Here is a 17144-nt window from a genome sequence, read left to right on the forward strand (position 1 = left end):
GGGTCATTCAACACATTTATTGCCTGAACGGACGCCATCGCCGGCAAGCCAGCTCCTACAGGGATCGGCGTACGCTTTTGATTTTCACCACTCATCAGGCCGAGCGTTAGCTCGCCTTCCGCTTTTGATCTGAGCGCCCCCTCGAGAGGCCGAGCGCAGGTTCTGCGCAGTGGGCAACCCGGCATGGATGCCGGGTTAGCCGCCCCCGGCCATGGATGGCCGATGGCGGCGGGCCCACGGAGCAGGACCGGAGCGAGGGCATGGCGAGTCTTAGCGAGCCACCGAACGAAAGGGGCAAGAGCCCTTGGTTACTTGGGGCTCTTCCAAGTGACTCGCCGTAAGGGCGAAACCACTAACCGCCATCACCGCAGTAACGGATATATCCCCCACCAAAAGACAAAGCTCACCATCAAGCCACACGCTCAACCGTATCCGAACCGCTCTTCTTACCTACGCCACTCCAGCGCACCAAAACGATTCGAACAACTTTGTTCCACCCATACGCGACCCCGATACCACCTACGACGGCAAAGACCACCGCGAACACAGGCAGATCAACAATATGCCGAGCCAGGGACTGAAACTGAAAATGCGTCAGATAAATAAACAGCGTTGACGAAGCAACTAGCGCAAGCCCCCGCGCGATAAGACCTGGCACCGGAATTGACTTGACCCAAATCAGTGAGAGAACTGCAGGGATGGCGATATCAACATAGTCCTTCGCAATTTCCTGTGCCCCCGCCCCGAAGATTGCCAGAAGATCCTCCCCACCCATCACAACCACAGCAACCGCACTGACGATCCACTTCTGGGCACTTGAATGAGCGTAGTGAACGGCCATTCCAAGCACCATGACCGCAAGATAATGCTGTGGCACGCGGTTATAGAGCGGTGACGCGTCAAACAGAAACGCACTGATCACAATGTCGGCCACGGCCAATGCACATGCCGCCAGAACAAGGCACCGAAACGGGTTCGCAACAATGATGTTCCTGACGCGCTCAAACGACAGAACAAACCCGATGATGACGATCATCTGCAGGAGCACTTCAACATACCAGTAGGCAAAGCCGCCCATCAGCGTCGGTGGAAACCAGTTGGAGATCAGCAACATCGTTTGCCAATAAACCTGGTCGAACAGTATCTGATTCAAAAGTGTGTAAAGGATGGTCGGCACCGCAATAAAGACCACTGACCTGACCAGCGTACGCACATTGCCGCGTTCATTGATGGCTTGAAGCTGGAACCTCGCCAGACTGATGCCCGAGATCAGAAACAATACCGTCGTCTCGCCGACCACTGACCAGGTCGAGAACAGATGAAGATGCCCAATGACAATCAGGATTATCGAGATAACACGTAAAAGGACAGGGACTTCCATTGCCCTGATGGACAGCTTTGAACTGCTGGTTTTACCGGCCAACCCACACAGTTCATGTACCGGTGTCATTTCCCATTGATCGGGCAGTTGGCCGATCAGTTCTTCAAGCACCATTGAGGCCTGAACGAACGACAGCGAATCCCCACCCAGCTCGACAAACGTCAGGTTTGCGTCGATGCGCGGGACCTGGAGTATTTCGGCCCAAGCCTGCGACAGTTTTAACGCCAGCGGCGATAGATCCTGATCGCAATGGATGGACGCCGCCTCCGTGTTGGCGGCTATCCGCGGCAGCGCCCGCCTATCGATCTTTCCGTTCGGCGTCAGTGGAATCGCATCCAGAAAGACGAACAACGCCGGCACCATGTATTCCGGGAGCCGAGTGTTGAGGTGCTCACGCAGTTCCCCCGTTGAAACAGCGTTGATTGAAACGCAATAGGCCACCAACCTGACCAGCGCGTTGTCATTGACGGCGAGCACAACGCACTGCTTGATCAGCGGATGTTTCGAAAGTGCGCCTTCGATTTCAGCCAGCTCAATGCGATGTCCGCGAATCTTGACCTGACTATCGCCCCGCCCCAGAAAGCTGACTCTGCCATCTGAAAGATAAGTCCCAAGGTCGCCGGTTCTATAACAAATGTCGTTCTCGACATTCGTAAACGGATTCACCACAAACTTTTCCCGGGTTTGCGCGATGTCCTCCCAGTAACCCTGCGCCAAGTAAGGGCTGCGTATCAGGATTTCTCCGACCTCGCCTTCATGCACCAATTGACGAGTGTCATTCACGACCAGCAATTGCGCGTTTTTAATGCCTCTACCCAGTGGAATCCTGGAATTGTCGGCTTCAGGGTCGACGTGGTGGTACGCCATTGCCTGAGGCGTTTCCGTCGTACCGTAAAAATTGACACTGACGGCATTGGGGGCGATCACGCACATTTGCTCGAACAGCGAAATGCCTAATGCATCGCCGCCCCAGAACAAGTATCGAAGCGCGTTGAATCTTGCCCCCTGAAGTGTTGCGCCGGTTTCTATCAGCCTTCCCAACGGCGGCGTCAGATGAATAATCGAAATGGCATTTTTTTGTATCCACGCCGCCAATGCCACAGGGTCTATGACGGTCGACTGTGCGGGAACAATAACTTTTGCGCCAATCGACAGCGGGGTAAATACATCCCGGTACACAGGGTCATGCCCCAGCCCGGACAGCAGCGAAAAGCAATCGTCTTTTGACAAGGAATGGCGCTGGGTATGCCACTCAATGAAATGCACCAACGGCGCATGAGTGGCCACGATGCCCTTCGGTTCGCCGGTGCTGCCCGAGGTGAAGGTGATATAGGCCGGCTGCGCAGGGTCGACTTGCGGCAAGGCATGTTGATGAAAGGCGAACTCACGCAATGAGTCGGCGGGATTTTCCGCAATGCTGACGATCCGTGGAGCCGAACGCCCTGCCTCCAGGTGTTCGGAATCGAGATCGACGGTGGCCCCACCGCAAAGCAGGACAAAGGAAGGCTTTAGCATTCGGATGATTTGCCCGATGCGCGCAGGTGGATACGCAACGTCGGCAACGGTGAACGTCAACCCGGCACGCAAGGCGCCGAGCATTGCATAGACCAACCCCGCACAGCGATTGGAAACAATAACCACCCGGTCGGATTCGGTCGCGCCATTGACCTTCAGGAAGGACGCAATGCCATGGCTTATCTGTTCAAGCTGACGATAACTGCACGTCGCGTCGTGAGAGACGACAGCAATGGCGTCAGGCGAGCGCTGTGCCTGTTGCAAGAAGTCCATGAATATCGGGCGATCGGCACAATACTCCAGATTAAGCGTCGGATTTGGGCGATGATCCTGCATCTTGGATTTATGCTCCGCATGATCTGTACGAGGTTAACGTCGTGATCCGGAAATGCAGACTGAGGTTAGTCCCCCTCACCTCAGTCTGCTACCTTTCCCCCGTTTATTGCGTACCCGGCATCCTGGAGACATCGCATGCGCCCTCTTCGCACCATCGCCCGCCCCTGGCTGCAATCGCTGCTGTTGCTGGGCAGTGTCATAGCGGGCATGTCCAGTGCCGAGCCGCGGCCGGGGCACATGGTCTATCTGCGCACGATTGATCCGAGCATCGAGCAAGACATTCGCTACGCCAGCCCCCACAACTTCACCGGTCACCCACTCGACGGTTATGCCGCCGCGGAATGCCTGTTGACGCTGGACGCCGCCAGGGCGCTCGCCCGGGTGCAAGCGTCGTTGCGTGCGCAAGGCTACGGTTTGAAGGTGTTTGATTGTTATCGACCGAATCGGGCGGTGGCCGACATGGGCCGCTTTGCCACCGAACCGGGCGACCCACGCAAGGCCGAGTTCTACCCGCGTGTGGACAAGCAGGACTTCTGGCGCCTGGGGTATGTGGCGCGGGTGTCGAATCACTCCAGAGGCTCGACCGTGGACCTGACCCTCACCGGGCCCAAGGCGTTGCCCGCCAGCACATGGACGCCTTCGGCCACGCAGGTCGATTGCACCGCCCCCTACGATCAGCGCTGGCATGACGGCGCACTCGACATGGGCACCGGCTTCGATTGCTTCGATGAGCGGGCGCATACCGCCAACCCGACGATCAATGCGACCGCGCAAGACAATCGCCAGCGGCTTGGCAGCGCCATGGCAAAAGAAGGCTTCTCCGGGTACTCGAAAGAATGGTGGCACTTCACTTATGGCAGCGCACAGGCACCAAACAACGTCATGGATTTCCCCATTACGCCGCTCGACGCCAATGCAGCACTCGACGCCAGCCATCAGCTGATTGTGGTCACCACAAAAAACTGGGATGACCTGCAAGGCAGCGCCCAGCGCTATGAACGCGACGGGAACACCTTCCGCAAATATGGCGAGGCGTTTGCGGTGGTGGTCGGCAAAAACGGCATGGCCTGGGGCAAAGGGTTGGACAACGTTGAGCCAGGCACAGAACCCGTCAAACACGAAGGCGATGGAAAAGCGCCGGCCGGGATTTTCAAGCTGGGAACAGCGTTCGGTTACGAGACCAGCGCCGACACGAAACTGCCCTACCTCGCCCTGACAGCGACCACCGAATGCGTGGACGACAGCCATTCCGAACACTACAACACCCTGGTCGACGGTACGGCGATGCCCAAGGACTGGAACAGCTCCGAACGCATGTGCAGCGAAGAAGGCTATCGCAAAGGCATTGTCATCGAGCACAACACACCGGCGTCCCCCGCCTCGGGCTCGTGCATCTTTTTCCACATCTGGCGTAGCCCGACATCGCCGACGGCGGGTTGCACGGCCATGGATCAGGCGGACATCAGCCGATTGTTCGACTGGCTCGATCCGCAGCAGTCTCCCCTGCTGGTGCAAATGCCCGAGGCGCAATACGAGCACGTTCGCGAGCGCTGGAACCTGCCGGAACGGTGATCGGTCAGCCCTGCTTCAAATCCAGGCAATAGGTGTAGTAACCCGTATCGCGCACATAGCCCAAGGCTTCATACAACCGCTGCGCACCGTGATTGTCCGTGGCAGTTTCCAGCACCAGGCCTTTGGCGCCGCTCAACACCGCGAAGTCGCGCGCGGTGTTCATCAGCCGCGTTGCGACCCCGCGGCCTCGGGCGGCAGGCGCGGTGAACAGGTCGCCGAGCAGCCAGGTGCGATGCGCGTCGATAGACGAAAAAGTCGGGAACAACTGGACAAAACCCAGTGCTTCGCCGTCGGTGTCCCGGGCGAAGAAGATCACGGACTCATCCCGGGCAATGCGCTCGGCGATAAAGTGGCGGGACTGATTCAGGTTCGAGGGCTGGCCATAAAACCCCCGATAGGCGTCGAAGAGGCTGGCGACTTGATCGATGTGCGTTGCGTCGGCGCGATGTACCTGAACATCCATCTCAATGGTCTCCGTGCGGTTCACGTCTCATGGTAGTAGTACAGCTTGTTGATGATGACCCAGCGATCATCGATCTTCAGTAGCGACAGGTAATCGGTAAACCTCATCCCCGCATAATCATCGATGATTTTTACGGCGGCGGCGTCGCCTGTTATGTCCAGGTCAATCACTTCCCAAAAAGGCTTCACCTCTTTTGCCGCCGGGCCTTCGGTTTTGATCGCGTCGATAAACTCATCAAGGGACAGCCATTCAAGCGTTTTTTGGAAGTGACCGATGATGCGACACGACGGATGAAATGCCTTTCGCAACGAGGCTTCGTCAGCGAAGACCATACCCTCGACATAAAGTTTGACGGCTTCTTTGACAGACTCTTTTTCTGCGGAATCAGTTGTCATGTCTCACCTCCACTTCTGCTAACGCATTCTGGATTGTTCGCAAGGGCGCCCGCGAACGATCAGGTCGTTTGGTCGAACGGATCCTGCGAGCAATGTCCACAAACGGCGTGACGATCAGGCTGTAAACCGTCAGGTAACGCTCAGAATCCTGAGCACCGGTGCCGAACCGCAGGGCTTCGGGTTTCGACGTGGTGACGTAGAGCGTGCCGAACATCCAGTCCCACAGTGACAGGTTGATGCTGAAGTTCTTGTTGAAATGGTGCGGCGCGTCGCTGTGATGAATCTGGTGCTGGGCCGGGCTGTTCAGCACATGTTCGAACACCGGGCCGAACGACAGCCAGACATGACTGTGACGCAGGTTTCCCACCAGCCCGTTGAGGATGAACACCAGCCAGGTCACGCCGAACAAAGTATAGCGGCTGATCTCGCCGCCGCAGGCGTACCAGAAGACGCCGGCATAGGCACCGATGCCGATGATCGTCGAGAGCTTTTCGACAATCTTTTCCACGAAATGAACCCGGCTGGCGGTCGCTGGAACCAGCACCGGCGCCGAATGATGGACTTTGTGGAATGCCCACAACCATCGGGAATGGAAGGCGCGGTGCGCCCAGTAGGCCATGAAGTCTTTCACCAGGAAAACGCCCAGCCCGTAGAGCAAGGACAGTGAAAGATTCTGCTCCACTTGCACCCGTGCGCCCCACAGGTTGGTGAAAAAGGCGATGTAGTCTCCGGAGCGCAGGACGAGCGGGTCCACCAGACCGACAATCGGCAACACCAACGCCACTTTCAGAATCGCCCGCACGAAGTAGTAGCGGTAATCGAGCAACGCCGAACGATGGAAATACACCCGACGCCCGCCGATGAACTGCCCGAACGACTGCGCGTCGGTGAGACCTCGATGTTTCCTGAACCGGAACAGGGCGTAAGCGATGCTGTAAGACGAGAACAGAAACAGTACACCCATGCGCCCATTCAGATCGAAAAGGCCCAGGAACTGGCGAGTGACGGGCTCGATCACCCACTCGGTCAGGCCGTTAAAAAGCAGCACAAGGGCATCCACCAGGAGCTTGCCTCCCTCAAAGAAAAGGTATTGAAATTTAACCGCAACAGAGAACAGTTCTTAAGTGTAGATTGAGTTCAAGCCTCTGCACATCCCCCCACTCAGCGATTGGCTCTGCTTCCTCGCCACAGGGTTTGCGGCTGACGTAAAGTCGCGGGACTTTCCGGAGGCCAACATGAGCGAACCCATCCCCACGATCTACCTGTCCGATACATCCGACCGGGCGCTGTTCGACCGGATCGCCGATGAATTGAGGCAAGCTCTCGACGGGACGTGGGTCGTACAGGCCAGCGGGCTGGATCAGCGTTATTGGGACCTGGAGATCGAGGGGCAGCTCATTACGCTGCATCTGGAACATTACCTGGGGATCATGCTGCTGGTGGACGATGCGGATCCGGCCTGGGTGGCGTCGGAACGCTTTCAGGCGTTGGTGCAGCGGTTGCAGGTTTTCGATCAGGAACAATCGATGGGTTCGCACCCCAATCCGTAGGAGCCAGGCTTGCCGGCGAAGGCGCCCATGAAATCGCCATCGCCAGCAAGCCGGCTCCTACAGGTGTGGCGTGAACCTACAATCCCCAACACGCTCGAATCCGTAGGAGCCAGGCTTGCCGGCGATGGCGTCCGTGAAATCGCCATCGCCAGCAAGCCGGGCTCCTACAGGTTTTGCGTGAACCCGCCATCCCGGACATCCCGCGATCCGTAGGAGCCAGGCTTGCCGGCGAAGGCGTCCGGGAAATCGCCATCGCCAGCAAGCCGGGCTCCTACAGGTTTTGCGTGAACCCTCAATCTCCAACACCCTCGCGATTTGTAGGAGCCAGCTTGCTGGCGATGGCGTCCGGGAAATCGCCATCGCCGGCAAGCCGGCTCCTACAGGCTTTGGGTGAGCCCGCCATCCCGGACATCCCGCGATCCGTAGGAGCCCGGCTTGCCGGCGAAGGCGTCCGTGCAATCGCCATCGCCAGCAAGCCGGCTCCTACAGGGGTGGGCGGGGCCCGCCATCTTGGGTGCTAGAAGGTGATGTCGGCGGCGGGTTTCACGTCGATTCGCGCCACTGAACCGGTCAAATGCGCCAGGTCCTTGTTGTGCTCGGCGATGATGTCTTCGGCGGGGATGTTGCCGTTGTCGACCGTGGAGTGAGCGTCAGCCGCCAGCACCACGTCGTACCCCAGTTGCAGCGCCTGACGTACCGTGGCGTTGACGCAATAGTCGGTTTGCAAACCGCAGATGACCAGGCGTTCGAAATCCTGCACCGGCAGCAGCTTTTGCAGGTTGGTCTGGTAGAACGAATCCGGTGTGGTCTTGCGTACGTGCCAATCCTTGGGCGAGGTTTTCAGCCCTTCGGCCAGTTGCCAGCCGTCCGCGTTATACGCCAGCGGACTGCCTTCTTCCTCATGATGGATCAGCACCACCGGAATGCCGGCCTTTCGGGCACGGGTGCTGAGCCCGTTAATGGTGTCGATGACACGTGAGATTTCGAAGCACTCGTACTCGCCCGTGCAAAGTGCTCGCTGGACATCGATGATCAACATTGCGGTGGTCATGGTTCCATCCTTGATCTGTCGTTGGGTCAGGGGACAGAAACTAAATCCGTCCCCTTCCAAACACAACCCTCAATAACCGAGAGACAACCCGGTGTTACGACGCGGATCGTTCGCTCCGTAGAAACGGTTTTTGCCCACCGGTTTACCTTCCAGCGACGGCGCCCCGACCAGAATCGCGGCGATATGGTTGGGATCCTGCGGCCCGGCAAACTTGTGACCCCAGCTTTCAAGCAGCTTCACCGTATCCGGGCTGGTGGTGAACGCCTCCAGGTTGGTTTCTTCCGGCAACCACTGCTGGTGGAAACGCGGCGCATCCACCGCTTCCTGGATATTCATGCCGTAGTCGATCACGTTGAGGATGGTCAGCAAGGTCGCGGTGATGATGCGGCTGCCGCCGGGGGTGCCGACGACCATCACGACTTTGCCGTCCTTGGTGACGATGGTCGGGCTCATGGACGACAGCGGCGCCTTGCCCGGCGCGATGGCGTTGGCCTCCCCTTGCACCAGACCGTACATGTTCGGCACGCCGATTTTCGAGGTGAAGTCGTCCATCTCGTCGTTGAGGATGACCCCGGTTTTGCTGGCCATGACCCCGGCGCCGAACCAGTCGTTCAAGGTGTAGGTCACCGACACCGCGTTGCCCCATTTATCGACGATGGAGTAATGGGTGGTGTTGCTGCCTTCATGCGGCGCGACGCCGGGCTTGAGCTCGCGGGACACGCCGGCCTTTTGCGGATTGATGGCCGCGCGGATTTTGCTCGCGTAGTTTTTATCCAGCAAATGGGCGATCGGATTTTTCACGAAGTCCGGGTCGCCGAGGTAACTGTTGCGGTCGACATACGCGTGGCGCATGGCTTCGATCTGGTAATGCATACCCTGTGCCGAGCGGTAACCCAGGTCTTTCATCGGGTAGCCGTCGAGGATGTTCATGATCTCGCAGATCACTACGCCGCCGGAGCTTGGCGGTGGTGCCGAGACCACGTGGTAGCCACGGTAATCGCACTCGATGGGGGCCAGTTCGCGGGTCTTGTATTTGTCGAGATCGGCCTGGGTGATGATGCCTTTGTTGGCCTGACTGGAGGTGACGATCGCATCAGCGACCCAGCCCTTATAGAAACCGTCGGCGCCCTTCTCGGAGATTTCCCGCAGGGTTTTGCCCAGGTCTTTTTGCACCAGTTTCTGGCCGACCTGCATCGGCTCGCCGTTGCTCAGGAAGATCGAGCCGGAATCTTTCATGTCCTTTTTGAAGACGTCGGTGGCGTACTCCAGCAAATCGACATCGCCCTGCTCCAGCACAAAACCGTCTTCAGCGAGCTTGATCGCCGGGGCGATCACTTCCTTGCGCGGTTTGGTGCCGTAGGTTTTCAGCGCCAGTTCCATGCCGGACACGGTGCCCGGCACGCCGACAGCCAGATGCCCACGGGTGCTGAGGTCCGGGACAACGTTGCCCTCTTTGTCGAGGTACATGTCGGCAGTGGCAGCCAGCGGGGCTTTTTCGCGGAAGTCGAGGAAGGTCTTGCGCCCGTCCGCCAGTTGGATGGTCATGAAACCACCGCCGCCCAGATTACCTGCCGCGGGATACACCACCGCCAGCGCATACCCGACCGCGACGGCGGCATCGACGGCGTTACCACCGTTCTTGAGCACATCGACGCCCACATGACTGGCCAGATGCTGGGCCGTGACCACCATGCCGTTTTCGGCGGCGACGGGGGCGACGGAAGCGGCGTGAGCCGCCAGGCAACTGAGTGCCAATGAAGTCGCGATGAGCGATTTGGCTAAAGGTTCGAACTTCATGAGTCGGTCTCTTTTTGTTTTTAGGGTCGGTAAAAAACAGAGAAAACGTTTCAGGAGCAGTACGCAGTATGGTCGGGATTGCGTATTGCGCCTCCCCGTCGAGGCAGTATGCTTGCCGCCTGCTCACCTGTTTTCGGAGTCCGCCCGCATGAGTTACACCTTCACCACCATGGCGTCGCCGGTCGGCGAGTTGAAGCTGGTCGCGAACGGTTCGAGACTGGCAGCCATCCTCTGGGAAAACGACAAACCGAATCGCGTACGGCTCGGGCCGATGAGTGAGGCGGCGGACAACCCGGTCCTGGTGCGCGCGGTTCAGCAGTTGCAGGAATACTTCGCAGGCACACGAAACCGCTTCGACCTGGAACTGGATTTCGCCGGCACGGACTTTCAGAAAAAGGTGTGGCAGGCCCTGCTGACCATTCCATTCGGCGAAACGCGCAGCTATAGCCAGATTGCCGAGCAGATAGGCAACCCGAGCGCAGTGCGTGCAGTGGGCGCGGCGAATGGCAAGAACCCGATCTCGATTATTGCGCCGTGCCATCGGGTGATCGGCGCGTCGGGGAAATTGACCGGGTTTGCAGGTGGGCTTGAGGCGAAGGAATTGCTGCTGACGATGGAGGGCGGCCAATGGGGTGGGACCGGGCGACTGGAAGGCTTTTGATTTTTGTAGGAGCTGGCTTGCCAGCGATGGCGACCTCAACGGCAACGCAAGCCTCAAGGTCGCTATCGCCGGCAAGCCGGCTCCTACAGGGTTTGCGTTATTCCCGGATTGCGCGACTCACGCAACATTGTAGGAGCCGGCTTGCTGGCGATGATGGCCTCGACAGCACTGCAAGCCTTAAGGCCGAATCGCCAGCAAGCCGGCTCCTACAGGTTCAGGGGGTAGTGAAAAGGTTTTTCATGGCGGCGTACTGCAGCAGCATGATGGTCTTCGCGTCGCAGATCTCCCCGCGATAAAACGCTTCCAGCGCGGCCTCGAACGGCCACTCCAGCACTTCCAGTTCTTCGGTCTCTGCTTCGAGCCCGCCGCCCTCGCCGACTTTCGATGAAGCATCGTATTCGGCGATGAAGAAATGCAGTTTTTCAGTCACCGAACCGGGGCTCATATAGGCCTCGAAAACCTTCTGCACATGGTGCACGCGATAACCGGTTTCCTCTTCCGCTTCATCGCGAATGCGCTCTTCCGGCGCAGCACCTTCAAGTAAACCCGCCGCCACTTCGATCAGCAAACCGTCATGACCATTGACGAACACCGGCAAGCGGAATTGCCGGGTCAGTACGACGGTTTTCTTCTCGCGGTTGAACAGCAGAATCGCCGCACCATTGCCACGGTCGTAGACCTCGCGGGTCTGGCGTTGCCATTCGCCGTTGTTGCGCTGGTAATCGAAGGTGATTTTCTTCAGCAGATACCAGTCGTGGGACAACACCTGGGACTCGACGATGTTGACCCGCTCGGCTGTGTTCGGCATGACAACGCATCCTTATTTCGTCAGAAAACGCCCATCTTAGACGAAGGCCCTCACGAAAGTTGAGCCTTGTATTCCTTCTCGTATTGCCCGGCGAGCGTTTCTTTCTGCTTGTCGTCGAGCAGCTTGCCGGCCATCTGGAAGAACTTCTGCTCTTCCTCCTCCAGATGGTGATGGACCTTCTCGGAGAGCTTCTTCGCGGTCGCCAGCCAGGCCGGGCTGGACATCTCGGTCTCGTCGAGTTCTTCCATCATTTCGTCCATCTCGTGATGTTCCGAAATCGCGTGGCGACTGAGGTCGACACCGTTGTCGAACTCCATCAGCGGGATATAAAAATGCCGCTCTTCTGCGGTTTCGTGTGCCTGGAGTTCGGACTTGAGCTGCTTGTAGGCTTCAACGCGTTCCGGGGTATCGCCGCTGGTCTTGACCAATGCGACGGCGTAGGTGCGTTGGCGGTCGTGGCTTTCGCGCAAGGCTTCGAAAATGTTCATTGGCAATCCTCATCGGCCGCGTTCTGGAATGACGCTGTAAAGGCTAGACATCTGCGCGCTGGCGACGGTTCCTCTGTTCAACGAGGGATAGAACAATCGTCGCGACCCGGATACGCTCGTGCATCACTGCCATAAGGATGTAGCCGATGACACTCAGCATCGAACAGTCGCACAACCCGACACCGGAAGATCGCGAGGCGATCCTCGCACCGTTGCGGGCCTACAACGTCGCCCAAGCGGGGGACGGCAAAGCGCAACCGCTGGCCCTGCTGGTACGCGATGACCAGGGTGAGATTCTCGGCGGGCTGTACGGCCGGTTTTTCTATCAATGGTTGTTTATCGAATTGCTGTCGGTGCCGGAACTGGGCCGAGGGCAAGGCATTGGCTCGAGACTGATGCAGATGGCCGAGGACCTGGCGCGGGAGAAGGAATGCATCGGGATCTGGCTGGACACCTTCGACTTTCAGGCGCCGGAGTTCTACAAGAAGCTTGGGTTCAGCGAGTTGGGGCAGATCGTTGACTACCCGCCGGGGCACAAGCGCTTCTTTTTCCAGAAGCGCCTCTGACTGACAACACACAACCCTGTAGGAGCCGGCTTGCTGGCGATGGTGTGTCAGTCGACATCTCTGTAGCTGACACACCATCGCCAGCAAGCCGGCTCCTACAAAGGGGGATTGCGGTGTTCAAAAGATCAGAGGCAGGTAGCCAGCGCCGCCAAACGGCGCTTGGCGACAAAGTCGTCATGCTGCGCGTAGTAACTCAACGCCGTCCCTGACGCATCGGTGGTCACGTCCACAAAGGACTCCGCCGAACGCGTGTAAACGGTAGACCCGCCCTTCTTGCCCGGCTGCAAATACGCGCCCGCATCGACGCCGAATACCGCCTCGTCCTGCCAGGCGAACTGCACGCACTGGGCGACGACTTTTTCCGGTTTGTCCGAAGTCAGGGTTTTGTACGGGGTGCCGGTGCGGGCATCGTTCATCACCGAACCGGCGCATCCCGCCAGCAACGTTGCGGCCAGCGCCACCATCAGAATTCGCATTGCGTGTGCTCATCAAGAAAAAGCGGACTGTATCACCGTGGGCCGGCGTATCGTTCTGCTTTACTTCATTTATACCGCGACACCGCGCAACGATTCGCGCACCCTGTCGCGCCAAACGCTGCATCGCCCCTTTTTCCGGGCTCATTTTTTCTGGAACGTCCATGACACCCAACGCCGAATTCTACAAACCGACCGCTGAATATGCCGACAAGCTGATCAGCCAGATCGGCCAGACGCCTTCCTGGATCGCCAAGCGAATCGGCGTCACCGACAAGCGGATCCGTTACATCCTCGACGGTGAACGCACCGTCAAGGGCGAAACCACGCCGATCCAGATGACCTACTGCGAGCAGTTTGCCCTCGAATGCCTGGCCGCAGCGGCCAAGGCCAGCAAGAAGCAGTCCGTGTAACCCATTCTCAAGGAGCGACCATGGCGGCAAGCGAACAGCAACACGAGCAGGCGCTGCAGAAGTTTCTCGATGAGCGACCTGAACTGCGCCACGAACTCGACAACCTCAACCCGTTGCTGGCTCAGGCCAAAGGCGAAACCGCAGCGCAGTTTCGCGACGAGCGCTTGCATGAAGCGTTCGAAGCCGAGGCCGAACGCCTGGGGTTGTTTGCCTGGGAGCTGACCCTGCAAATGACCGCCGCGACACCGGAGGACTACGAAGCTCAACGCCTGAACGTACACCGGGAAGTGGCCGAAATGGCGGGTATGGACTGGCTGGAGTATTGCGAGTTATATGGTCTGACCCCGTAACCGTCGCCGCAAAAGGATCCCGCCACCGATGCTGCCTTCGTCCTCCACGACCCGCGCCAGTCCGGGGCATCTGCACACTCAGAAATGGCGCGGCCGCATCGGCCTGTCGCTGGTGGCCGCACTCTCGGTACTCGCCGGCATGACCGACGCTATCGGCTTCATGGCCAGCGGCGATTTCGTCTCCTTCATGAGCGGCAACACCACCCGCCTCGCCGTGGCGATCAGCGACGGCGACATGGGCCTGACCCTGCGCCTGCTGCTTCTCGTGGCCACGTTCATCCTCGGCAACGCCCTGGGCATTGTCGTCAGCCGTGTCGGCGGGCGCCGCGCGCTGCCCTTGCTGTTGTGCATCGCCATGTTGCTGTGTGCGGCGGCGGCCTGGCCTTATGACGAACAATTGCCGGCGCTGCTGGCGGCGATCATCGCGATGGGCATGCTCAATGCCGCCGTTGAAGAAGTGAATGGTCTGCCGGTGGGCCTGACTTACGTGACGGGCGCCCTGTCGCGCTTCGGTCGCGGCCTGGGACGCTGGATGCTCGGCGAGCGGCGCAATGGCTGGCGGGTGCAGTTGATCCCCTGGACCGGAATGTTTGCCGGCGCGGTGTTGGGGGCGGTGCTGGAGCATCATCTTGGACTCAGGGCGTTGTTTGTCAGCGGGTTGCTGGCGGGGGCGCTTGGCTTGCTGTCGTTGAGGATTCCAAGGCGTTGGCAGTTGGGGTATATGCCGCGTTGAGCTCGGGTGTACATCCGGAACCTTGAGGCTGCCTGGCAGGCCGCCATCGCCAGCAAGCCGGCTCCTACAAGGGGTATGCGGTGGGTCGCGGTCTTGCATAAGACACAGATCCTGTAGGAGCCGGCTTGCTGCGGGCGGCGATCCGACGATGGCGACAACTCGGTCCACGCCTTATCATGGCCGCAGTTTTACTGATCGAGTCCGTCATGAAGTTCGCCATCGCGCTGTTTTCCGCCGCCCATGCGCCCTCCTCGCGCCGTGCCTTGTTGTTCGCCCAGGCTGCGCTGGCCGGCGGGCATGAGATTGTCCGGCTGTTTTTCTATCAGGATGGCGTCTACAACGCGTCCGCCAGCGTGGTCACGCCGCAGGATGAACAGGACCTGCCCAAGCAATGGCGCGCCTTTGTGGCCGAACATCAACTGGACGGCGTCGTCTGCATCGCCGCCGCCCTGCGCCGTGGCGTATTGAACGACGAAGAAGCCCAGCGTTATCAGCGCGAAGCGGTCGCCGTCGGCGCGCCGTGGGAGTTGTCCGGTCTCGGTCAGTTGCATGACGCGGTGCAGGACGCCGACCGACTGATCTGTTTCGGAGGTGCGTGACATGCCTAAATCCTTGCTGATTATCAGCCGTCAGGCGCCGTGGTCCGGGCCGAGCGCGCGTGAAGCACTGGACATCGTGCTGGCCGGCGGTGCCTTCGACCTGCCGATCGGCCTGCTGTTTCTTGATGACGGAGTGTTCCAGCTCGCGCCGAAACAGGACGCCAAGGCCCTGCAACAGAAAGACTTGAGCGCCAACCTGCAAGCGTTGCCGATGTTCGGCGTCGAAGACCTGTTCGTCTGTGGCGACAGCGCCGCCGAGCGCGGCCTGGCCCCGGACAGCTTGTCGCTGGAAGAAGCCCAGGTGCTGGCCGCCCGCGAAATCACCGCCCTTATTGACCGTTACGACCAGGTGATCACCCTCTGATGTCGACTTTGCATGTATTGTCTCATTCCCCGTTCGGCGACGACCGCCTGAGCAGTTGCCTGCGCCTGATCGGCGCGAACGATGCGCTGCTGCTGAGCGGTGACGCGGTGTATGCGTTGCAACCGGGCACCGCGCCCTTCAACGCCCTGATCGCCGGCAACCCGAAGCTGTTCGTGTTGGCCGAAGACGCCCAGGCCCGTGCGGTGGAGGTTCCGGATACGGCCAAGGCGATCGATTATCCCGCCTTCGTCGAACTGTCGATTCACTACGACAAGGTCAACAGTTGGCTATGAATGCACTGACGGTCGGCGCCCGCGCCATCGAGTTGGACAAGGACGGTTTCCTGGTTGAACTGAGCGACTGGTCCGCCGACGTGGCCAGCGCCCTCGCCGCTGCCGAAGACATCGAGTTGAGCCCCGAGCACTGGGAAATCCTCGAATTGCTGCGCAGCTTCTACGCCGAATTCCAGCTGTCCCCGGCCACCCGTCCGCTGATCAAGTACACAGCGTTGAAGCTCGGCCCGGAAAAAGGCAACAGCCTGCACCTGAACCGACTGTTCAAAGGCACCCCTGCCAAACTCGCCGCGAAACTGGCGGGCCTGCCCAAACCGACGAATTGCTTATGACCGATTATCCAGTGCTGACTCTAGAAACGCCCGCCGAACACCCCTTCGCCCAATTCGTGCGGATCCTCGGCAAAGGCAAGCGTGGCGCCCGCGACCTGACCCGCGAAGAAGCCCGCGAAGCCATGGGCATGGTGCTCGACGACAAGGTCGAAGACACTCAGCTCGGTGCGTTTCTGATGCTGCTGCGGCACAAGGAAGAAAGCGCCGAGGAAATGGCCGGCTTCACCGAAGCCCTGCGTGAGCGCTTGCAACCACCGGCCCTGAATGTCGATCTGGATTGGCCGACCTACGCCGGCAAGAAACGCCATCTGCCGTGGTATCTGCTGGCGGCCAAGTGCCTGGCGCAAAACGGCGTGCGGATTTTCATGCACGGCGGCGGCGCACACACGGCCGGGCGGCTGTACAGCGAGCAACTGCTGGATGAGCTGAAGATCCCATTGTGCCGCAACTGGCAACAGGTCGGCTCGGCGCTCGATAACGGCGGCCTGGCGTTCATGCCGCTGGTGGATTGGGCGCCGCAACTGCAACGCATGATCGACCTGCGCAACACCTTGGGCCTGCGCTCGCCGATCCACTCCCTGACGCGCATTCTCAATCCGTTGAGCGCCCGCTGCGGCCTGCAAAGCATTTTCCACCCCGGCTACCAGGCGGTGCATCGCGATGCCAGCGGCTTGCTCGGCGACACCGCGATTGTGGTCAAGGGTGATGGCGGCGAGATCGAGATCAACCCCGACACCGACAGCCACTTGTACGGCACCACCGGCGGCGAGAGCTGGGATGAGGAATGGCCGCAGCTGTCGGCGCAACGCCATGTCAAACCCGCCTCTCTCGATCCCGAGCATCTGAAAGCCGTATGGCGTGGCGACGTGGTCGACAGTTATCCGCAAATGGCGCTGATCTCGACCATGGCCCTCGCACTACGCGGCCTCGGCCAACCTCGCGAAATCGCCTTCGAAACAGCCCAGAAATATTGGGACGCACGGGACAGATCGATTTAACCGATC

At 59.4% G+C, this 17144-nt stretch carries 21 protein-coding genes; 12 read left to right on the top strand and 9 right to left on the bottom strand.

Features of this window, described 5'->3' with window-relative positions:
• Nucleotides 1–409: 409 nt before the first annotated feature.
• Entirely contained in the window at nt 410–3232 is a 2823-nt protein-coding gene (locus tag IB254_RS18700; protein WP_192418684.1) for an amino acid adenylation domain-containing protein, read from the bottom strand.
• Nucleotides 3233–3367: 135 nt separating this feature from the next.
• On the opposite strand from IB254_RS18700, the gene IB254_RS18705 reads away from it, so the two are divergent.
• On the top strand, nt 3368–4804 hold the full coding sequence (locus IB254_RS18705; RefSeq protein WP_192418686.1) for a M15 family metallopeptidase: 1437 nt from the start codon (nt 3368–3370) through the stop codon (nt 4802–4804).
• Nucleotides 4805–4808: 4 nt separating this feature from the next.
• Here IB254_RS18705 and IB254_RS18710 read toward each other — a convergent pair whose 3' ends face one another.
• Genes IB254_RS18710 through IB254_RS18720 form a run of 3 tightly spaced genes read right to left on the bottom strand, consistent with a single transcriptional unit; the run spans nt 4809 to nt 6722 of the window.
• Nucleotides 4809–5267: a GNAT family N-acetyltransferase gene (locus IB254_RS18710; protein WP_192227350.1), complete on the bottom strand. Its 459-nt coding sequence runs from the start codon at nt 5265–5267 to the stop codon at nt 4809–4811.
• A gap of 20 nt (nt 5268–5287) precedes the next feature.
• Complete coding sequence (locus IB254_RS18715; protein ID WP_192418688.1) at nt 5288–5662, bottom strand: nuclear transport factor 2 family protein; 375 nt, start codon at nt 5660–5662, stop codon at nt 5288–5290.
• Complete coding sequence (locus IB254_RS18720) at nt 5652–6722, bottom strand: sterol desaturase family protein (protein ID WP_192418690.1); 1071 nt, start codon at nt 6720–6722, stop codon at nt 5652–5654. Before IB254_RS18720 ends, IB254_RS18715 begins: the two co-directional genes overlap by 11 nt.
• 175 nt (nt 6723–6897) lie before the next feature.
• Between IB254_RS18720 and IB254_RS18725 the strand changes: the two genes are divergently transcribed.
• A complete protein-coding gene (locus IB254_RS18725) occupies nt 6898–7212 on the top strand; it encodes a DUF3630 family protein (protein ID WP_192418692.1) in 315 nt (104 codons plus the stop codon).
• A 517-nt stretch (nt 7213–7729) separates the two neighbouring features.
• Here the strand turns inward: IB254_RS18725 and IB254_RS18730 are convergent.
• Together IB254_RS18730 and ggt are read right to left on the bottom strand one after the other, a co-directional pair.
• Complete coding sequence (locus IB254_RS18730; RefSeq protein WP_192418694.1) at nt 7730–8263, bottom strand: cysteine hydrolase family protein; 534 nt, start codon at nt 8261–8263, stop codon at nt 7730–7732.
• Between the two features lie 69 nt (nt 8264–8332).
• Nucleotides 8333–10060, bottom strand: coding sequence for a gamma-glutamyltransferase (ggt, locus tag IB254_RS18735; RefSeq protein ID WP_192418696.1), 1728 nt, complete (start codon nt 10058–10060; stop codon nt 8333–8335).
• A gap of 148 nt (nt 10061–10208) precedes the next feature.
• On the opposite strand from ggt, the gene IB254_RS18740 reads away from it, so the two are divergent.
• Nucleotides 10209–10721 carry a methylated-DNA--[protein]-cysteine S-methyltransferase gene (locus tag IB254_RS18740; RefSeq protein ID WP_192418699.1) on the top strand — a complete coding sequence of 171 codons (513 nt, stop codon included), beginning with the start codon at nt 10209–10211 and terminating at the stop codon, nt 10719–10721.
• A gap of 214 nt (nt 10722–10935) precedes the next feature.
• Here IB254_RS18740 and IB254_RS18745 read toward each other — a convergent pair whose 3' ends face one another.
• Nucleotides 10936–11529, bottom strand: a complete 594-nt coding sequence (locus tag IB254_RS18745) for an NUDIX domain-containing protein (RefSeq protein ID WP_192418701.1) — start codon at nt 11527–11529, stop codon at nt 10936–10938.
• Between the two features lie 50 nt (nt 11530–11579).
• A complete protein-coding gene (locus IB254_RS18750; protein ID WP_192418711.1) occupies nt 11580–12017 on the bottom strand; it encodes a hemerythrin domain-containing protein in 438 nt (145 codons plus the stop codon).
• A 146-nt stretch (nt 12018–12163) separates the two neighbouring features.
• Here IB254_RS18750 and IB254_RS18755 point away from each other — a divergent pair, with 146 nt between their 5' ends.
• Nucleotides 12164–12583 (top strand): GNAT family N-acetyltransferase, encoded by a 420-nt coding sequence (locus IB254_RS18755; protein WP_192418713.1) that lies wholly within the window; start codon nt 12164–12166, stop codon nt 12581–12583.
• Between the two features lie 125 nt (nt 12584–12708).
• Here the strand turns inward: IB254_RS18755 and IB254_RS18760 are convergent, their stop codons facing one another.
• A complete protein-coding gene (locus IB254_RS18760; protein ID WP_008029480.1) occupies nt 12709–13059 on the bottom strand; it encodes a hypothetical protein in 351 nt (116 codons plus the stop codon).
• Between the two features lie 161 nt (nt 13060–13220).
• On the opposite strand from IB254_RS18760, the gene IB254_RS18765 reads away from it, so the two are divergent.
• The 8 genes from IB254_RS18765 to IB254_RS18800 all read left to right on the top strand — a co-directional run bounded on the left by IB254_RS18765 (nt 13221) and on the right by IB254_RS18800 (nt 17138).
• Complete coding sequence (locus tag IB254_RS18765; protein ID WP_008045271.1) at nt 13221–13469, top strand: hypothetical protein; 249 nt, start codon at nt 13221–13223, stop codon at nt 13467–13469.
• Nucleotides 13470–13489: 20 nt separating this feature from the next.
• Entirely contained in the window at nt 13490–13819 is a 330-nt protein-coding gene (locus IB254_RS18770; protein ID WP_192418715.1) for a DUF6388 family protein, read from the top strand.
• Between the two features lie 28 nt (nt 13820–13847).
• A complete protein-coding gene (locus IB254_RS18775) occupies nt 13848–14552 on the top strand; it encodes a YoaK family protein (RefSeq protein ID WP_192418717.1) in 705 nt (234 codons plus the stop codon).
• A 206-nt stretch (nt 14553–14758) separates the two neighbouring features.
• Entirely contained in the window at nt 14759–15151 is a 393-nt protein-coding gene (gene tusD, locus IB254_RS18780; protein WP_008029488.1) for a sulfurtransferase complex subunit TusD, read from the top strand.
• A 1-nt stretch (nt 15152) separates the two neighbouring features.
• A complete protein-coding gene (gene tusC, locus IB254_RS18785) occupies nt 15153–15515 on the top strand; it encodes a sulfurtransferase complex subunit TusC (RefSeq protein ID WP_192418719.1) in 363 nt (120 codons plus the stop codon).
• A complete protein-coding gene (tusB, locus tag IB254_RS18790; protein ID WP_192418721.1) occupies nt 15515–15808 on the top strand; it encodes a sulfurtransferase complex subunit TusB in 294 nt (97 codons plus the stop codon). The genes tusC and tusB overlap by 1 nt, the downstream gene beginning before the upstream one ends.
• The gene (locus IB254_RS18795) at nt 15805–16140 is read left to right on the top strand and encodes a TusE/DsrC/DsvC family sulfur relay protein (RefSeq protein ID WP_008043792.1); all 336 of its coding nucleotides are present in this window, start codon (nt 15805–15807) and stop codon (nt 16138–16140) included. Before tusB ends, IB254_RS18795 begins: the two co-directional genes overlap by 4 nt.
• Nucleotides 16137–17138: a glycosyl transferase family protein gene (locus IB254_RS18800; protein WP_192418723.1), complete on the top strand. Its 1002-nt coding sequence runs from the start codon at nt 16137–16139 to the stop codon at nt 17136–17138. Before IB254_RS18795 ends, IB254_RS18800 begins: the two co-directional genes overlap by 4 nt.
• Nucleotides 17139–17144: the final 6 nt, after the last annotated feature.

The organism is Pseudomonas sp. PDM03 (assembly GCF_014852385.1).
Taxonomy (GTDB): Bacteria; Pseudomonadota; Gammaproteobacteria; order Pseudomonadales; family Pseudomonadaceae; genus Aquipseudomonas; species Aquipseudomonas migulae.